General features: G+C 70.7%; 19 protein-coding genes. 15 read left to right on the forward strand and 4 right to left on the reverse strand.

The window, feature by feature from the left end; genetic code table 11:
* Positions 1 to 101: 101 nt before the first annotated feature.
* The 12 genes from MKK58_RS25385 (at position 102) to MKK58_RS25440 (ending at position 8,105) form a co-directional block, all read left to right on the forward strand.
* Positions 102 to 977, forward strand: coding sequence for an S-methyl-5'-thioadenosine phosphorylase (locus tag MKK58_RS25385; protein ID WP_243915719.1), 876 nt, complete (start codon positions 102 to 104; stop codon positions 975 to 977).
* 91 nt (positions 978 to 1,068) lie between these two features.
* On the forward strand, positions 1,069 to 1,671 hold the full coding sequence (hisB, locus tag MKK58_RS25390) for an imidazoleglycerol-phosphate dehydratase HisB (RefSeq protein WP_243915720.1): 603 nt from the start codon (positions 1,069 to 1,071) through the stop codon (positions 1,669 to 1,671).
* Between the two features lie 37 nt (positions 1,672 to 1,708).
* Positions 1,709 to 2,194 carry a DUF2628 domain-containing protein gene (locus MKK58_RS25395; RefSeq protein WP_243915721.1) on the forward strand — a complete coding sequence of 162 codons (486 nt, stop codon included), beginning with the start codon at positions 1,709 to 1,711 and terminating at the stop codon, positions 2,192 to 2,194.
* Entirely contained in the window at positions 2,191 to 2,853 is a 663-nt protein-coding gene (hisH, locus tag MKK58_RS25400) for an imidazole glycerol phosphate synthase subunit HisH (protein ID WP_243915722.1), read from the forward strand. Before MKK58_RS25395 ends, hisH begins: the two co-directional genes overlap by 4 nt.
* A 55-nt stretch (positions 2,854 to 2,908) precedes the next feature.
* Entirely contained in the window at positions 2,909 to 3,667 is a 759-nt protein-coding gene (gene hisA, locus MKK58_RS25405) for a 1-(5-phosphoribosyl)-5-[(5-phosphoribosylamino)methylideneamino]imidazole-4-carboxamide isomerase (RefSeq protein ID WP_243915723.1), read from the forward strand.
* Between the two features lie 18 nt (positions 3,668 to 3,685).
* Complete coding sequence (gene hisF / locus MKK58_RS25410) at positions 3,686 to 4,462, forward strand: imidazole glycerol phosphate synthase subunit HisF (protein ID WP_243915724.1); 777 nt, start codon at positions 3,686 to 3,688, stop codon at positions 4,460 to 4,462.
* 94 nt (positions 4,463 to 4,556) lie between these two features.
* The gene (locus MKK58_RS25415; protein ID WP_243915725.1) at positions 4,557 to 4,880 is read left to right on the forward strand and encodes a phosphoribosyl-ATP diphosphatase; all 324 of its coding nucleotides are present in this window, start codon (positions 4,557 to 4,559) and stop codon (positions 4,878 to 4,880) included.
* A gap of 35 nt (positions 4,881 to 4,915) precedes the next feature.
* Entirely contained in the window at positions 4,916 to 5,896 is a 981-nt protein-coding gene (gene coaA, locus MKK58_RS25420; RefSeq protein ID WP_243915838.1) for a type I pantothenate kinase, read from the forward strand.
* Between the two features lie 172 nt (positions 5,897 to 6,068).
* Positions 6,069 to 6,344 carry a hypothetical protein gene (locus tag MKK58_RS25425; protein WP_243915726.1) on the forward strand — a complete coding sequence of 92 codons (276 nt, stop codon included), beginning with the start codon at positions 6,069 to 6,071 and terminating at the stop codon, positions 6,342 to 6,344.
* Positions 6,334 to 7,134: an immunity 50 family protein gene (locus tag MKK58_RS25430; protein ID WP_243915727.1), complete on the forward strand. Its 801-nt coding sequence runs from the start codon at positions 6,334 to 6,336 to the stop codon at positions 7,132 to 7,134. The genes MKK58_RS25425 and MKK58_RS25430 overlap by 11 nt, the downstream gene beginning before the upstream one ends.
* A complete protein-coding gene (locus MKK58_RS25435) occupies positions 7,127 to 7,645 on the forward strand; it encodes a hypothetical protein (RefSeq protein WP_243915728.1) in 519 nt (172 codons plus the stop codon). The genes MKK58_RS25430 and MKK58_RS25435 overlap by 8 nt, the downstream gene beginning before the upstream one ends.
* 52 nt (positions 7,646 to 7,697) lie before the next feature.
* Positions 7,698 to 8,105: a DUF6984 family protein gene (locus MKK58_RS25440; RefSeq protein ID WP_243915729.1), complete on the forward strand. Its 408-nt coding sequence runs from the start codon at positions 7,698 to 7,700 to the stop codon at positions 8,103 to 8,105.
* 134 nt (positions 8,106 to 8,239) lie between these two features.
* Here the strand turns inward: MKK58_RS25440 and thpR are convergent, their stop codons facing one another.
* Both thpR and MKK58_RS25450 read right to left on the reverse strand, forming a co-directional pair.
* Positions 8,240 to 8,779 (reverse strand): RNA 2',3'-cyclic phosphodiesterase, encoded by a 540-nt coding sequence (gene thpR, locus MKK58_RS25445; protein ID WP_243915730.1) that lies wholly within the window; start codon positions 8,777 to 8,779, stop codon positions 8,240 to 8,242.
* A 4-nt stretch (positions 8,780 to 8,783) separates the two neighbouring features.
* Positions 8,784 to 9,413, reverse strand: coding sequence for an arylesterase (locus tag MKK58_RS25450; RefSeq protein ID WP_243915731.1), 630 nt, complete (start codon positions 9,411 to 9,413; stop codon positions 8,784 to 8,786).
* A gap of 145 nt (positions 9,414 to 9,558) precedes the next feature.
* On the opposite strand from MKK58_RS25450, the gene MKK58_RS25455 reads away from it, so the two are divergent.
* Positions 9,559 to 10,263, forward strand: a complete 705-nt coding sequence (locus MKK58_RS25455; RefSeq protein WP_243915732.1) for an ABC transporter ATP-binding protein — start codon at positions 9,559 to 9,561, stop codon at positions 10,261 to 10,263.
* 3 nt (positions 10,264 to 10,266) lie between these two features.
* Positions 10,267 to 12,855 carry an ABC transporter permease gene (locus MKK58_RS25460; RefSeq protein ID WP_243915733.1) on the forward strand — a complete coding sequence of 863 codons (2,589 nt, stop codon included), beginning with the start codon at positions 10,267 to 10,269 and terminating at the stop codon, positions 12,853 to 12,855.
* A gap of 3 nt (positions 12,856 to 12,858) precedes the next feature.
* Here the strand turns inward: MKK58_RS25460 and MKK58_RS25465 are convergent, their stop codons facing one another.
* Entirely contained in the window at positions 12,859 to 13,845 is a 987-nt protein-coding gene (locus MKK58_RS25465; RefSeq protein ID WP_243915734.1) for an aldo/keto reductase, read from the reverse strand.
* Positions 13,846 to 13,964: 119 nt separating this feature from the next.
* Here MKK58_RS25465 and MKK58_RS25470 point away from each other — a divergent pair, with 119 nt between their 5' ends.
* Positions 13,965 to 14,870, forward strand: coding sequence for a LysR family transcriptional regulator (locus MKK58_RS25470; protein ID WP_243915735.1), 906 nt, complete (start codon positions 13,965 to 13,967; stop codon positions 14,868 to 14,870).
* Here MKK58_RS25470 and MKK58_RS25475 read toward each other — a convergent pair.
* A complete protein-coding gene (locus MKK58_RS25475; protein WP_243915736.1) occupies positions 14,854 to 16,041 on the reverse strand; it encodes a hypothetical protein in 1,188 nt (395 codons plus the stop codon). The two genes, MKK58_RS25470 and MKK58_RS25475, sit on opposite strands and share 17 nt — an antisense overlap.
* Positions 16,042 to 16,059 lie beyond the last annotated feature (18 nt).

Raw genomic sequence — 16,059 nt, forward strand, 5'->3', positions numbered from 1 at the left:
GGTCCCCACGGGGCCGCTCGCTCTCGATTCCCCCTTCGTTGACATGTCCCGCGCCGGCGCCCCAAGGAGGGGCGACCGGCGCGATCTTTATGGAGACCAGGATGACGGCAGCGGTGCTCGGCGTGATGGGCGGTTCGGGGGTCTACGACCTCCCCGGTCTCGAGGATGTCCGCGAGGAGCGGATCGAGTCCCCCTGGGGCGAGCCCTCCGACGCCCTGCGCATCGGCCGCATCGGTGAGACCCGGGTGGTGTTCCTGGCCCGCCACGGGCGCGGCCACCGCTTCTCGCCCACAGGCATCAACTACCGCGCCAATATCGACATCCTGAAGCGGGCGGGTGTCACCGACCTCGTCTCCCTCTCGGCCTGCGGCTCGTTCAAGGCCGAGCTGCATCCCGGCCTGTTCGTCCTCGTCGACCAGTTCGTGGACCGGACGGTGGGACGGGCCTCGTCGTTCTTCGGCAACGGCTGCGTCGCCCACGTCTCCCTGGCCCACCCGGTCGGTCCCGCCCTGCAGGCCCGGATCGCGGCGGCGGCACAAGCCGAGGACATCGCGGTCCAGCGCGGCGGCACCTATGTCTGCATGGAGGGGCCGCAATTCTCCACCTACGCCGAATCCACCACCTACAAGGCGTTGGGCTACGACGTCATCGGCATGACCAACATGCCGGAGGCCAAGCTCGCCCGCGAGGCAGAGATCACCTACGCGACCATCGCGATGGTCACCGACTTCGACTGCTGGCACCCGACCCATGACGCCGTGGATGTCGCCGCCGTGGTGGCGGTGGCCCGGGCCAATGCCGACAAGGCGGCGCGCCTCGTCGCCCGCCTCGCCCGCGACTTTCCCGCCGAGCGCGAGGTCTGCCCGGTGGGCAGCGAGCGCGCCCTCGACGGCGCCATCATGACGGCGCCCGCCCAGCGCGACGCCACCCTGCTCGCCAAGCTCGAGGCCGTCGCCGGGCGGGTGATCGGGGCCTGACCGGCCGGCGGTGGATTTGGCCCCCACCGCCCTTCACGGGACCCCGACTTCGCACTAGAAGGCGGGTTCGTCCCAGAACCGGAACCGAACCGTGACCCCAGAGGCCCAGCGCGCCGCCAGCATCAGCCGCAAGACCGCGGAGACCGACGTGCGCGTGGCCTTCTCCCTCGACGGGACCGGGCAGGCCAGGATTTCCACCGGCGTCGGCTTCTTCGACCACATGCTGGAATTGTTCGCCCGGCACGGCCTGTTCGACCTCGACGTGCAGGTCAACGGCGACCTCCACGTGGATCACCACCACACCGTCGAGGATACGGGTATCACCCTGGGCCAGGCCTTCGCGCAGGCCCTGGCGGACAAGCGCGGCATCACCCGCTACGCCGACATCCATCTGCCCATGGACGAGACCCTGACCCGGGTTGCCATCGACATTTCGGGCCGGCCCTTCCTGGTCTTTCGCACGCAGTTCCGGGTGGAGAAGATCGGCCAGTTCGACACCGAACTGGTGCGTGAGTGGTTCCAGGCCTTCGCGATGAATGCCGGCCTGACGCTGCATGTCGAGACCCTGTACGGCGACAACGCGCATCACATCGCGGAGAGCTGCTTCAAGGGGTTGGCCCGTGCCTTGCGGCAGGCCGTCGCCATCGATCCGCGCGAGGGCGGGCGCGTTCCCTCGACGAAGGGTTCACTCTGATCCGCGTGACGGATCGGAGCAGAGGAGGCAAGACGTGATGCGGACCTACACGCTGCACCCGGAGCGGGACGCCCTGGCCGGCGAGGCGCACGGCCTCGAGCGCGCCTACCTCGTGCCGGACGGGTTCTCCTGGGCCGCGTTCGCCTACGGCCCCCTGTGGTTCTTCTTCCACCGTCTCTGGCTCGCCGGTCTCGGCGTCCTCGCCCTGCTCGTCGGCCTGGCGCTCGCCGGTCGCTTCCTCGGGCTGACACCGGTGGCGGGTTTCGTGATCGGCCTCCTGGCCATGGTGCTGATCGGCCTGGAGGCCTCGTCCCTGCGGCGCTGGACCTATGCCCGCGCGGGTCGGCCCGTGCGCGACGCCGTGATGGCGGCGAGCCCCGAGGAGGCCGAGATGAAGGCGGCGCTTCGCTGGCTCGGCGGGACTCCGCTCCCCCGGCCGGCCTCAGGCGGCCATGTCGGCCTCGCCGTGCCGCCGAGCGATCTCGCCATCGGCATGTTCCCCTTCAGCGAGGGCCGCCGGTGAGCGCCGAGACCGTCGCGATCATCGATTACGGATCGGGCAACCTGCACTCGGCCGCCAAGGCGTTCGAGCGCGCGGCGCGGGAAGCCGGCCTCGACGGGACCCGGATCGTCCTCACCGACGCGGCCGAGACCGTGGCGAACGCGGACCGTGTGGTCCTGCCGGGCGTCGGCGCCTACGCCGATTGCCGCCGCGGCCTCGACGCGGTGCCCGGCATGGTGGAGGCGATGACCCATGCGGCGCAGGCGCGGGCCCGTCCCTTCCTCGGCATCTGCGTCGGCATGCAGCTCCTGGCGACCCGCGGCCTCGAATACGACACCACCCCGGGGCTCGGCTGGATTCCCGGCGATGTCGGCCCGATCCGGCCCGACGACCCGGCCCTCAAGGTGCCCCACATGGGCTGGAACACCCTGGAGGTGGACCGCGACCACGCCCTGCTGGCCGACATCCCGACCGGGGCGGACGGCCTGCATGCCTACTTCGTGCACAGCTTCGCCCTGAGCCCGGAGCGGCCCGACGACCGCGTGGCGCACAGCGATTACGGCGGCGCCGTCACCGCGATGGTGGCGCGCGACAACGTCGCCGGCACCCAGTTCCACCCGGAGAAGAGCCAGCGCCTCGGCCTCGCGCTCCTCGCCAACTTCCTGCGCTGGCGTCCCTAGAACCACGCCGATCCCGACCCGCAACCCGCCCGCACACCCGAAAGCGAACCGACGCGTGATCCTGTTTCCGGCCATCGATCTCAAGGAAGGGCGCTGCGTCCGCCTCGTGCAGGGCGACATGGCGCAGGCCATCGTGTTCAGCGACGACCCGGCCGCCCAGGCCGCTGTCTTCGAGGAGCAGGGCTTCTCCTGGCTGCACGTGGTCGACCTCGACGGCGCCTTCGCGGGCGCGCCGATGAATGCCGGCGCCGTCGACGCGATCTTGGCCCGGACCAAGCTGCCGGTGCAGCTCGGCGGCGGCATCCGCGAGATGCGCACCCTCGAGGCTTGGATCGCCAAGGGCGTCAGCCGCGTCATCATCGGCACCGCCGCCGTGCGGGACCCGGCCTTCGTGCGCGAGGCCGCCCGGCTCTACCCCGGCAAGATCGCGGTCGGCATCGACGCCAAGGACGGCCGCGTCGCGGTGGAGGGATGGGCCACCACCTCCAGCATGACGGCGGAGGAACTCGGCCGCCGCTTCGAGGATGCCGGGGTCGCCGCCATCATCTACACGGACATCGCCCGCGACGGCATCCTGAAGGGCCTGAACATCGAGATGACTCTCGGGCTCGCCCGCGCGGTGACGATTCCCGTGATCGCGTCGGGCGGCCTCGCCTCCATCGACGACGTCCACCGCATCCTGGAGCCCGACTGCGCGCTCCTGGCCGGCGCCATCACGGGCCGCGCCCTCTACGACGGCCGCATCGACCCGCGCGAGGCGCTGGCCGCCATCAAGCGCGCCACCGGTTCGGCCGATGCCGCCCCGGCGGCCTGACGCGTTCGAGGCCCGCTTATGCTGAAGACCCGCATCATCCCCTGCCTCGACGTGAAGGACGGCCGCGTCGTGAAGGGCGTGCAGTTCCTCGAACTGCGCGATGCCGGCGATCCGGTGGAAGCGGCCAAGGCCTATGACGCCGCCGGGGCCGACGAACTCTGCTTCCTCGACATCACCGCGAGCCACGAGGACCGGGGCACGCTCCTCGACGTGGTCAGCCGCACGGCGGAAGCCTGCTTCATGCCGCTGACCGTGGGCGGCGGCATCCGCACGGTGGCGGATATCCGCACCCTGCTGCTCGCCGGGGCCGACAAGGTCTCGATCAACACGGCGGCGGTGAACGATCCCGACTTCGTGGCGCGCGGGGCCGAGAAGTTCGGCAGCCAGTGCATCGTCGTCGCCATCGACGCCAAGCGCACCTCCGGACCCGGCGAGCCCGCGGCCTGGCAGATCTTCACCCATGGCGGACGCAAGGCGACGGGCCTCGACGCCATCGACTTCGCCCGCACCGTCACCGCGCGCGGGGCCGGTGAATTGCTGGTGACCTCCATGGACCGGGACGGCATGCGCTCGGGCTACGACATCGGCCTGACGCGGGCGATCGCGGACGCCGTCACGGTGCCGGTCATCGCCTCGGGGGGCGTCGGCGGCCTCGACGATCTGGTGGCGGGCGTGCGCGACGGCGGCGCCAGCGCCGTGCTGGCGGCCTCGATCTTCCACTTCGGTCAGCACACCGTGTCCGAGGCCAAGGCCCACATGGCGGCGGCCGGACTTTCCATGCGCCTCGATCTGTAAGCACGCCGGCGGCCGGCCCTTGCGTCATGATCCATCGTGCCGCACGCTCGCGCCGACGGCACGATAGGCCCGGTTCGCCGGGACCCAGGATTGTATGACCCAGTTCACGCTCAACGACCTCGAAGCCCTCGTGGCCGACCGCGCCGCGGCGTCGCCCGAGACCTCCTACACGGCCAAGCTTCTCGCCGGCGGCCAGGGGCGGGCGGCCAAGAAGCTCGGCGAGGAGGCCGTGGAGGCCGCCATCGCCGCCGTGCAGGGTGACCGCGCCGGGCTGGTGAGCGAGGCGGCGGACGTGCTCTATCACCTGCTCGTGGTGCTGCGCGGCGGCGGCATCGCCCTCGACGAAGTGCTGGCCGAGCTGGAGCGCCGTACCGCCCAGAGCGGGATCGCCGAGAAGGCCGCGCGGGGGCCGGCGTGAACGCCGAGACGCCCGTTCCGCTCGCCGCGCCGCGCATGCCCGCGCAGGGGCAGGATCCGGTCACCGGGGAAGGCTCCGAGCGGCTCTCCCCCTACCGCCTGTTCACCCGCGAGGAATGGGCCCAGCTGCGCGCCGACACGCCGCTGACCCTGGCGGCCGAAGAGGTGGCGCGCCTGCAATCGCTCAACGATCCGATCTCCGTGGAGGAGGTCGAGGCGATCTACCTGCCGCTGTCGCGCCTGCTCTCGCTCTACGTCGCGGCGACGCAGGGGCTGTTCAAGGCGACCCAGCGCTTCCTGCTCGCCGAGCACGAGACCAAGGTGCCCTACATCATCGGCCTGGCGGGCTCCGTGGCGGTGGGCAAGTCCACCTCCGCCCGCGTCCTGGCGGCCCTGCTGGCGCGCTGGCCGAACACCCCGAAGGTCGACCTCGTCACCACGGACGGCTTCCTCCTGCCGAACGCCGAATTGCGCCGCATGGACGCGATGGAGCGCAAGGGCTTTCCGGAGAGCTACGACACCGCGGCCCTCCTGCGCTTCCTCACGGACATCAAGGCCGGCAAGAAGCGGGTCGCCGCCCCCCTCTACTCGCACCTCGTCTACGACGTCATGCCGGGCGAGGAGCGGGTCATCGAATCGCCCGACATCCTCATCGTCGAGGGCCTCAACGTGCTGCAGCCTGCGCGCCTGCCGCGCGACGGCACCGCGATTCCGTTCGTGTCCGACTTCTTCGACTTCTCGATCTACCTCGACGGGCACGAGGACGACCTGCACCGCTGGTACGTCAACCGCTTCCTGCGCCTGCGCCAGACCGCCTTCCGCGATCCGCTCTCCTATTTCCGCAAATACGCGGAGGTGACGGAGGCCGAGGCCATCGCGATCGCCGACACGCTCTGGACCACGATCAACCTCCCGAACCTGCGCGACAACATCCTGCCGACCCGCCAGCGGGCGAGCCTGATCCTCGCCAAGGGCGCCAGCCACCGCATCGAAAGCGTGGCCCTGCGCCGGCTCTGAGGTTCGCTATGGGTGGCAGGCGCTCGGGGCGCCCGGACGGGATGGCCGCTGCGGGTGGGGATATCCGAAAGCGGCCTTCCAATCTCGACCGTTTGCAGACCCTCCGCGACGAAGGCTCGATGTAGCCCTCCCCACCGAACCGGGCGCGCCGGACAATCGGATAGGCCAGAGCATGAGCCACGAACTCTACCGCGTTATCGGCCTGCTGGAACAGGAAGGCGTTCACTTCCGCCTCGACCGGCACCGCGACGACAGCATCATGATCACGGTGACCTTGGTCGGGGAGCGCATTGAGATCGACGTGTTCGAAGATGGACACATCGAGTACTCCCGTTTCCGCGGGAACGAGGACGTGGAGGACGATATCGCCCTGCTCGAAGCGCTGCTGCGTGGGCAAAGGCGCGCTCAAGACGATGTCCGCGCTGGGGACGCGTGCCATGATCGTTGAACGCCACGTCAGTCCGGACGGTGTTCTGACCTTCGTTGTCGAGCGGCTTGAGGATGGCCAAACTCTGCTCGGCTTCGAGCAATCTCAATGGCACACCCACCCCGATCTTCTCGTCGGCCAGTACGGCGACACGGAATCGACCGCCACGAGCGCGTACATCGACAGGCTTCTGCGCGGCACCGCTGTGATCGGCATACGGCGTCGAGAAGGCGCGATCACCGAAGCCTGGATCATGGATGATCCCGCGTTCGAGGCGGACGCATTCGCCGAGGGAGAGACCTTGGAGATGCGCCACTGGGACGGTCGCCCGTGGTCGCCGACCCAGACGGGAGGCGACGCGCGGGAGTGGGATATCTACGCTGAGGTGTCCGGCGGCCCTGAACTCGTCAGGCACTTCGGGCAGGTCCCAAGCTTTCACGACGCAGGAGTTCTCAGCCTGCACCTCAATCGGAATGGGCCAAGTGCCCTACGCCTGCACGGCTGGAGCAACACGGGTCGGCTCGGCGCAGACCGCGCGCTCGCACTGGACCGGCACGCCATCGTCACCTTTACCCTTGAGGGTCTGATGGACCTGCAAATCGACGGTTTCAGCATCCAGAATGTCATCGGCGGATTGATCCTGCGCCGTGCACCCGATCGCCTGGAGCGTCAGGGCTGTCTCGCGTTCGATCCCCAACCTCAGGATATCGAGATCGAACTCGTGCCCTGCTATGGTCTCAACGGCTTGATCCGCGCACGCTCGGTCGCCATCACCTTCGAGCCAGGGGAGCCCGGAGGCTGCGATGCCTGATGCGGGCGCCGTTGGACTCGCGACACATGTCGGCCGCGTGCTGCGCCGGATTTGGGACCCCATCGACCTGGGCGGGTGGGGACCGGAGGACGAGTACGACAGTTACGTGCCCGGCCTCGTGGCCCTCACGTGCGACCACGTCGTATTCGAGGAGGTTCTCATCGCGCATCTCGGGCGGATCGAGGTCGAACAGATGTGCATGTCTCTGACGCCCGCCAAGCGGACGCGGGCGGCCCGCGCGCTCCTCGGTCTACGCCACGCGCACATGCAGGGGTTCGGCAGGCTCGTCGAGCAGTGGTCGAGCCTGGACGGCCTACGCTGCCTCTGGGTCATCGAGACCCGTGATGGCCTCTACGCCTATGAAGAGGGCATCCTCCAGCACGAAGACGACGAAAACGGCCGGTACTCATGGTGGGCCGACGCGGGTCTGGGCAGGTCAGGATTATTCGACACGGTTGAGGCCGCCGAGCGGGAGGCGCATGCCGTGACCGGCTGGTTGCGCGAGGGGTGAATGGCGAGGGGCCGGTTGCAACCCATAGGTTACACAGCGGAATGATGGTTCGATGATCAGCACCGCCGTCGATCCAAGCGACTCGGTAAACGAGCCCTGGCGCGCATTGGTGCCGGGGGAGGTCGCAGTGCTCAACCTTCTTCTCGCCACCGACTTCCCCGGCCGGAGTGAACTTGCAGCCCAAGCCCGTTCCGCTCTCGCGCGCCGAGTAGATCAGGAAGGCAGCCTACGCTTCCAGGCCGATGTGCCACGGGCGGGAGTTCGAGTTCGGGTTCCGGTCGAGGGGCACTATCATGACGACGGCTCTGCACCGGGTCCGCATAGACCGGCCGTCAATCTCCTCCTGCACGTAGTCGACGGGCGGCTACATGAGCTTGAAGTCTACAAGGATGACGGCAGCGTCATCCGGATTCAGCCCTTCGCAGTCTCTCTCGCAGAGATCGAGGTCTTCGTGAACTGAGGTCCGCTCATCACCCCAGGCCGATCTCACGGGATGGCCAACGAACGACCGCTTTCGAGCAGCGCCGATGCTCGTCGGGACGATTATGGGTCGGGATTGGTCCCGCGCATGATCACACGAATTCCGTTTCAACCTCAGCCCAGCGGATAGGCTGCCTCGACCACGTAGGGGCCGCCGCCCTTCGAGTCCCGCGCCGAGAACAGCGCCACCCGCTCCACCGGGACGGTCAGGGGCGTGAACAGGCCGCGTTCGCCGAGATAGGCGGCCACATCCGCCGGGCCTGACTCGCGGCGCAGGCGCGCCAGGGTGACGTGGGGGGTGAACTTGCGCCGCTCCGGCTCCGCCCCGGCCTGGCGGGCGAGGCGTTCCTGCTCGGCCTGGAGATCGAGAAGCTCCGGGCTCGGCACCACCGTGGCGAGGATGGCGCGTGGCCGGTCGCCGCCGAAGCTCGCCAGCCCGTCGAGGGTGACGCAGAACGGCGCGCGCAGTCGCGCCGCGATCAGGGCCTCGTGCAGGGCCTCCGCGACCTCGACCTCGACGTCCCCGAGGAAGCGCAGGGTGATGTGGTAGTCGGACGGGTCGATCCAGCGACTGCCGCGAAGGGCACCGCGCTTCAGCGCCAGCGCTGCGCCGATCTCCGGCGGGATCTCGAGTCCGGTGAACAGGCGCGGCATCGGTTCAGCGGGGACCGGGCTTCACGCGGTCGAGGAAGCGCTCGACGGTGGGGAGAATGCCGGCCACGATGGTCTCGACCCCCTTCACGTTCGGGTGCAGCCCGTCGTCGAGATGGGCCGAGCGGTCGCCGACGATGCCGTCGAGGAAGAACGGGTAGAGGACGAGGTCGTGGCTGCGGGCGAGATCCGGGTAGATCGCGTCGAAGCGTGCCACGTAGTCCGGCCCTAGGTTGGGCGAGGCCTTCATCCCGGTGAGCAGTACGGGGATGCCGCGTGTCTTCAGCCGCGTGATCATCGCCTCCAGGGCCTTGCGGGTGACGGCCGGGTCGGTGCCCCGCAGCATGTCGTTGGCGCCGAGTTCGAGGATGACGCCGTCGGTGCCGTCGGGGATGGACCAGTCCAGGCGGTCGAGCCCGCCCGTCGTCGTGTCGCCGGAGACGCCCGCATTCGTGACCGCGACCTGCCGACCGCGCGCCTTCAGCGCACGCTCCAGCACGGCCGGGAAGGCAGCGTTCGCGGGCAGGCGGTACCCTGCCGTCAGGCTGTCGCCGAAGGCCACGAGCTTGATCGGGGCCGCATCGGGCGCGGCGCGGGCCGGTGCCGTCCCGAGGGTGAGTGCGGCAAAGAGCACCATCAGCGCGGCGATCCCGAAACCCGGATGGCGCCTGCTGGGCGCGCGGACCATATCGATGCGATGTGAGACTTCACACAGACCCATTCGCTCACAACTCCGACCCTCGGCTCATCATGTCCGCGCATCCTCACAGATCGGTCACCCGTTGAACTCCGACAAGGCCACGGCACCGACCATCGCCCTCTCCGACATCGACCTGAGCCTGGGACGTGGGCCCGCCCGTGTTCACGTGCTGCGCGGGATCTCCCTCGCGGTGGCGGCCGGAGAGGCCGTGGGCCTCGTCGGTCCCTCGGGCTCGGGCAAGTCGACGCTGCTCATGGTGATGGCCGGTCTGGAGCGCCCGGATGCCGGCCGCATCGTCGTGGAGGGCACGGATCTCGGCGCCCTCGACGAGGATGCGCTCGCGCGCTTCCGGGGCCGGCGCATCGGCATCGTGTTCCAGGCCTTCCACCTCGTGCCCACGATGACGGCCCTGGAGAACGTGGCGCTGCCCCTGGAACTGGCCGACAAGCCGGATGCCCATCGGCGGGCCCAGGCCGAACTCGAGGCGGTCGGCCTCGGTCATCGCCTGCAACACTACCCGGCCCAGCTCTCCGGCGGCGAGCAGCAGCGCGTCGCCATCGCCCGCGCCATCGCGCCGGACCCGGCGATCTTGGTCGCCGACGAACCCACCGGAAACCTCGACGAGGCGACGGGGCGCCAGATCGTCGACCTCCTGTTCGCGCTCAAGCGCGACCGGGGCGCGACCCTGGTGCTCGTGACCCACGATCCCGGCCTCGCCCGCCTCTGCGACCGGACCGTCCGCCTGCGCTCCGGCCGGGTGGAAGAGCCCGTGCCGGTCCGGGCCTGAGCGATGCACGGTACGCTGTCCCGGCCGGGCGAGCCCGGTCCCGCGCGACGCTCGTCCGGCCTTCGCGTGCCCCTGACGCTGCGCCTGGCCCTGCGCGAACTGCGCGGCGGCCTGTCCGGCTTCGCGGTGTTCCTCGCCTGCATCGCCCTCGGCGTCGCGGCGATCGCCGGCGTCGCCTCGATCTCGCGCTCCCTCACCGATGGGCTCGGCCGCGAGGGTGCGCGCATCCTCGGGGGCGACCTCACCTACAGCCTGATCAACCGCGCGGCGACGCCCGAGGAGCGCGCCGCCCTCGACGCGCAGGGCCGCGTCTCGGTGGTGACCACCCTGCGCGCCATGGCGGTGGCCGGCGAGGGTGCGGCGCTGGTCGAGCTGAAGGCGGTGGGGGACGATTATCCGAGCACGGGCGAACTCGTCACCGACCCGACCGGGCCCCTGACCGAGCTTCTCGCGGAGCGCGACGGCGCGGACGGGGCCGTGGCCGATCCGGTGCTGCTGACGCGCCTCGACCTCAAGGTCGGCGATCGCATCACCATCGCGGGCCGGCCCTTCGCGATCCGCGCGACCCTGGTCTCCGAGCCCGACCGCATCGCCAACGGCATCGGCTTCGGGCCCCGCGTCCTGATCTCGCACGCCGCGCTCGCGAAATCCGACCTCGTCCGTCCGGGCAGCCTCAACCGCTGGAGCTACCGGCTCCGCATCCCGGAAGCCGACGACGCGGCCCTGCAGAGCCGGGCGGCTTCCATCGCCAAGGCCGTGCCGGATGCGGGCTGGGAGATGCGGGCCCGCACCAACGCGGACCCGCGCTTCGCCAAGAGCATCGAGCGCTTCACCCAGTTCCTCACCCTGGTGGGACTGACGGCCCTCATCGTCGGCGGCGTCGGCGTGGCCAATGCGGTCGCGGCCTTCGTCGAGCGCAAGCGCGGCTCCATCGCCACCCTGAAGAGCGTCGGCGCGCCGGGCGGCCAGGTCGTGCTTCTCTACCTGACGCAGGTCGGGCTCATCGCGGCGCTCGGCATCGCGATCGGACTTGCGGTCGGCGCGCTGCTCCCGTTCGGGCTCGATGCGCTCTTCCACGATTCCCTGCCGCTGCCCCTGAACCCCACGATCGCCCCCGGCGAACTCGCCCTGGCCGCCGCTTACGGCTTCCTGACCGCGCTCGCCTTCGCCATCCTTCCCCTCGGCCGGGCGCACGACATCCCGGTCTCGGGCCTGTTCCGCGACGTGGTGGACCCGGGCGTGGGGCGCACGCGCCTGCGTTACCGGCTGATCCTGGTCGCGGCCCTGGCGGGCCTCGTCGCCCTGGCCGTGGGGACCGCCTTTGACCGGCGCCTCGCGCTGATCTTCATCGTGGCGGCCGGGCTCGCCTTCGGGCTCCTGCGCCTCGTCGCCATCGGGCTGATGGCGGGGGCCCGCCGCCTGCCGCGCCCGCGCATGGCCGCCCCCCGCATGGCGCTCGCCAACCTGCACCGGCCCGGGGCCCTGACCCCCGCCATCGTGCTCTCCCTCGGCCTCGGGGTGACGCTCCTCGTGACCCTGAGCCTGATCGACGCCAACGTCCGGCGCACGCTCACGAGTTCGCTGCCCGCCAAGGCCCCGAACCTGTTCTTCCTCGACATTCCCTCCAGCGACGCCGACGCCTTCCACGGCTTCCTGGGGGGCCTCGCTCCGGGCGCCAAGATCGAGCGCGTCCCGATGATGCGCGGGCGGATCACCGCCCTGAACAACGTGCCCGCAGAGGCGATCAAGGCGCCGGAGGAAGCCGCCTGGGTCCTCGACGGCGATCGCGGCATCACCTACGCGGAGGATCTGCCCGAGGGCTCGAGCCTCGTGGCCGGATCCTGGTGGAACGCCGAGGAGGCGAAGACGCCCCTCGTCTCGTTCGACGCCGAACTCGCGGCCAAGCTCGATCTGAAGGTCGGCAGCAGCGTCACGGTCAACGTGCTCGGGCGCACCCTCACGGCGCGGATCGCCAACTTGCGCAAGGTCGAGTGGCGATCGCTGGGCATCAACTTCGTCATGGTGTTCTCGCCCGGCACCTTCCGGGGGGCGCCGCATTCGGATCTCGCCACCCTGACCTTCCCGAACGGCCCCGACGCCCGGGCCGAGGCCGGCATCCTGCGGGACGTGGCGCGGGCCTACCCGTCCGTCACCAGCGTGCGGGTGAAGGAAGCGCTCGAAGCCGTCAGCGACATCGTCGGCAAGCTCGTGCTGGCCATCCGGGGCGCCAGCGGCATCGCCGTGGTGGCGAGCCTGTTTGTGCTCGCCGGGGCGCTGGCGGCCGGCCACCGGGCCCGGCTCTACGACGCCGTGGTGCTCAAGACCCTGGGCGCCACCCGGCGCCGCCTGCTTGCGGCCTACACCCTCGAATACGGGGCGCTCGGCCTCGCCACCGCGATCTTCGGCCTCGCCGCCGGCACCCTGGCGGGCTGGATCATCGTCACGCGGGTGATGAAGCTCGACTTCACTCTCGATCTCTCCGGCGCCCTGGTCGCCGCGACCCTGGCGGTCGCCTTCGCGATCCTGCTCGGGCTCGCCGGAACCTGGCGCATCCTCGGCCAGAAGCCGGCGCCCTACCTGCGCCAGTTCTAAACCTCACAGCACCTCGATGCCCGCCGTGCCGCCCTCCGCGTAGCGCGCCCCGGCCACGGCGCCCGGGCTGAAGAGGGCATCGAGCTCCGCGATCTCGCCCGGCGTCAGGACGAGATCCACGGCGGCGGCGTTCTCGGCGAGGCGCGCCCTCCGCCGCGCGCCGGGGATCGGCACCACATCCGGGGCCCGGCTGATCAGCCACGCGAGGGCGACCTGCGCCGGTGTCGCTCCGCGCCGTTCGGCGATTCCGCCGAGGCCGGTCAGAAGCCGCCGGTTCTGCGCCAGGGCCTCGCCCTGGAAGCGGGGATTGCCCGTCCGGAAATCGCCCGCCGCGAGGCGATCCGGATCGATCGCCCCGGTGAGGAAGCCCCGCCCGAGGGGCGAATAGGCCACGAAGGTGACGCCGAGCTCCCGGCAGGTTTCCAGCATCCCGTCCTCCGGCCCCCGGCTCCAGAGGGAGTACTCGCTCTGCACGGCGGCGATCGGATGGATCGCGTGGGCGGCCCGCAGGGTCTCGGGCGAGACCTCGGACAGGCCGAGCGCCCGGACCTTGCCCTGCTCGACGAGGCGCGCCATCGCCCCCACGGTCTCGGCGAGCGGCGTCTCCGGGTTCCGGCGATGGCAGTAGTAGAGGTCGATGGTGTCCAGGCCGAGCCGCCGCAGGGAGGCGTCGCAGGCGGACGCGATATAGGCGGCGGTGTTGTCGATCCGCCGCTCCGCGCTGTCGGCCCGGCGCACGATGCCGAACTTCGTGGCGACGACGACCCGGTCGCGCCGCCCCGCCAGGAAGCGGCCGAGGAGGGTTTCGTTGTGCCCGAGGCCGTAGGTGTCGGCGGTGTCGAGGAAGTCGTAGCCGAGGTCGAGAGCACCCGCGAGGGCGTCGCGGGACGCGGCCTCGTCGGCGGGGCCGTAGAACTCGGACATGCCCATACAGCCGAGGCCGGGCACGGAGACGGTGAGGCCGGTACGGCCGAGGGAGCGTCGCAGCATAGGCCTGTCCATCGCTTTCATTGATCGGGGCGGTTCGTGAACCGATCTCGGATGTGCCATGGCAGTTTTCCCCCGATAAGCTCAAGAAAGCGGGATGAGCCGTTGAGCCGGGGTCAACAATGCAGCGCGCCGATCTCTCCGACCTCGCGGCGTTCGTGGCCATCGCCACCCGGGGGAGCTTCCGGGCGGCCGCCCTCGATCTCGGGGTCTCCACCTCAGCCCTCAGCCATGCCCTGCGCGGCCTCGAAACCCGGTTGGGCGTTCGCCTCCTCAACCGCACCACCCGCAGCGTCGCGCCGACCGAGGCCGGCGCGGCGCTGCTCGCGCGGCTGGCCCCCGCCTTCGCGGAGATCGCCGAGGCGGTCGGGGAAGCGGGCGCCCGCCGCGAGACCCTGACCGGCGCGCTTCGCATCAACGCCCCGCGCTCGGCCTGCCGCTTCGTGCTGATGCCCCTGGTGGCGCGCTTTCTCTCCCGCCATCCGGGCGTGCGCGTCGAGATCAGCGCCGACGACGCGCTGACCGATGTGGTGGCGGGGCGCTTCGATGCCGGCGTGCGCGTGGGTGAGCGGCTGGCCGGCGACATGATCGCAGTGCCCCTCGGCGGCCCGTTGCGCTTCACGGTGGTGGGATCACCGGCCTATCTGGCGGATCGCCCCGCGCCGGAGAGCCCGGCCGACCTTCACGGCCACCGCTGCATCCGCCAGCGCTTCGCGGGCGGGAGCCTCTATCGCTGGGAGTTCGAGCGGGGCGGACGCGACATCGCGGTGGCGGTCGACGGGCCACTGATCCTCAACGACCAGGACCTCATCGTGCGTGCCGCCCTGGACGGGCTCGGACTCGGATTCGTGTTCGAGGACAGCGTGCGGGAACACCTCGCCGCCGGCCGCCTCGTTCGCCTGCTGGCGGATTGGTGCCCGGCCTTCCCGGGATTCTTCCTCTATCACGCCGGGCGCCGGCAGGTGCCGCCGCCCCTGCGCGCCTTCCTCGACCTGCTGCGCGAGATAGATCCTACGGCCAGACCTTGATGGCGAGCGGCCGCCGCACGAGGTCTCGGTCCGAGGTGATGGCGCAGCCCTCGGTGCGCAGGGTCACGTAGGTCAGGATCGCGCGGTCGCCGGTATCGTCGAAGTTGCGCCCCTGCGCGTCCGGATCGAGCAGGGACGGATAGGCGATGAGGCCGCCGGGGGCCTGGCAGGGATCGTCGTACAGGGTGGCGCCGGCCAGGAGCAGGCGCGGCTGGTCCCAGGCCAGGAGATCCCGCGAGGTCGTCCAGTAGAAGCCGGATTGCGGGAAGTCCCCGCCCGCCTTGGCCATGAAGACCGCGATCCAGGCGCCGCTCCCCCGGTGCCGCACCACCGCGCCGACCGGCGTCGGGAAGGGCGCGATGGGTGCGCAGGTGGCCGGGGCCTTGATCGGGCCCGCATAGGGGTCCGGAAAGGCCGCGGTGAAGCCCGATCCGGTCCAGGCCCGCCAGCGGCCCGGATCGGCCGGGTTGTCCGAGCGGAACAGGCAGACCCCGGCGGACTGGTCGCTGCCCGGTACGGTCCAGCCCGTGGTCGAGGCCAGGAAGTAGCGCCAGCGTCCGTCCGCGAAGATGTTGGACGGGTTGAAGAAGCCGCGATGGCGGCCCTGGCCGGTCTCCTGGCGGAAGGGCGGCCCGGCCACGACCGCCGGCGGCGTCGTCCGGGTGAAGCTGCGCCCGCCATCCGCCGAGCCCGCCGCCACGAGGCTGTTGTACCAGCACTCCATGTAGACCTTGGACCGGCAGCGCCCGGGATGCTCGTTGGCGCGGTACTCGTGATGGATCAGGGCCGCGACGTCGCGCCCGTCCTCGGTCCAGGTCGCGGTGATCCAGGAGGCGTCGTCGTAGGCGGCCGGGTCGGCCTTGCCGCCCGATTCGAGCACGACCGCGCAGTCGAGCTTGAGCGCGTCGAGGCTCGGCCCCCGGAAGGCGCGGTTCCGGTAATGCATCCCGAAGAGCGCGACGGCCCCCGACGCATCGCGAAAGGCCCGTGCCGAGGCGTCTGGCACGTCCACCCCGTCGCAGGCGTCCCGGGTCGCCTTGAACAAGGTCACCGGCGGGCCGACCAGGGTCAGGGCGGAGAGGGGCGGTTCGGACGCGGCGCGCGCAGGCCCGAGGCCGAGGCAGAGCCCGAGACAGAGACCGAGGGTAGCGAAGAGGAGGGGGCGCGTCATCGGGTGTGCCTGGACATC

The organism is Methylobacterium sp. J-078 (assembly GCF_022829285.1).
GTDB lineage: Bacteria > Pseudomonadota > Alphaproteobacteria > Rhizobiales > Beijerinckiaceae > Methylobacterium.

Bases quoted from the DNA above. Each gene is read 5' to 3' on its own strand.
- MKK58_RS25435 (WP_243915728.1), top strand. From the start codon at position 7,127: ATGCCTGATGCGGGCGCCGTTGGACTCGCGACACATGTCGGCCGCGTG.
- MKK58_RS25415 (WP_243915725.1), top strand. From the start codon at position 4,557: ATGACCCAGTTCACGCTCAACGACCTCGAAGCCCTCGTGGCCGACCGC.
- thpR (WP_243915730.1), bottom strand. From the start codon at position 8,779: ATGCCGCGCCTGTTCACCGGACTCGAGATCCCGCCGGAGATCGGCGCA.
- MKK58_RS25470 (WP_243915735.1), top strand. From the start codon at position 13,965: ATGCAGCGCGCCGATCTCTCCGACCTCGCGGCGTTCGTGGCCATCGCC.
- MKK58_RS25430 (WP_243915727.1), top strand. From the start codon at position 6,334: ATGATCGTTGAACGCCACGTCAGTCCGGACGGTGTTCTGACCTTCGTT.
- MKK58_RS25385 (WP_243915719.1), top strand. From the start codon at position 102: ATGACGGCAGCGGTGCTCGGCGTGATGGGCGGTTCGGGGGTCTACGAC.
- MKK58_RS25450 (WP_243915731.1), bottom strand. From the start codon at position 9,413: ATGGTGCTCTTTGCCGCACTCACCCTCGGGACGGCACCGGCCCGCGCC.
- coaA (WP_243915838.1), top strand. From the start codon at position 4,916: ATGCCCGCGCAGGGGCAGGATCCGGTCACCGGGGAAGGCTCCGAGCGG.
- MKK58_RS25395 (WP_243915721.1), top strand. From the start codon at position 1,709: ATGCGGACCTACACGCTGCACCCGGAGCGGGACGCCCTGGCCGGCGAG.
- MKK58_RS25475 (WP_243915736.1), bottom strand. From the start codon at position 16,041: ATGACGCGCCCCCTCCTCTTCGCTACCCTCGGTCTCTGTCTCGGGCTC.
- MKK58_RS25440 (WP_243915729.1), top strand. From the start codon at position 7,698: ATGATCAGCACCGCCGTCGATCCAAGCGACTCGGTAAACGAGCCCTGG.
- hisF (WP_243915724.1), top strand. From the start codon at position 3,686: ATGCTGAAGACCCGCATCATCCCCTGCCTCGACGTGAAGGACGGCCGC.
- MKK58_RS25465 (WP_243915734.1), bottom strand. From the start codon at position 13,845: ATGCTGCGACGCTCCCTCGGCCGTACCGGCCTCACCGTCTCCGTGCCC.
- MKK58_RS25460 (WP_243915733.1), top strand. From the start codon at position 10,267: ATGCACGGTACGCTGTCCCGGCCGGGCGAGCCCGGTCCCGCGCGACGC.
- MKK58_RS25425 (WP_243915726.1), top strand. From the start codon at position 6,069: ATGAGCCACGAACTCTACCGCGTTATCGGCCTGCTGGAACAGGAAGGC.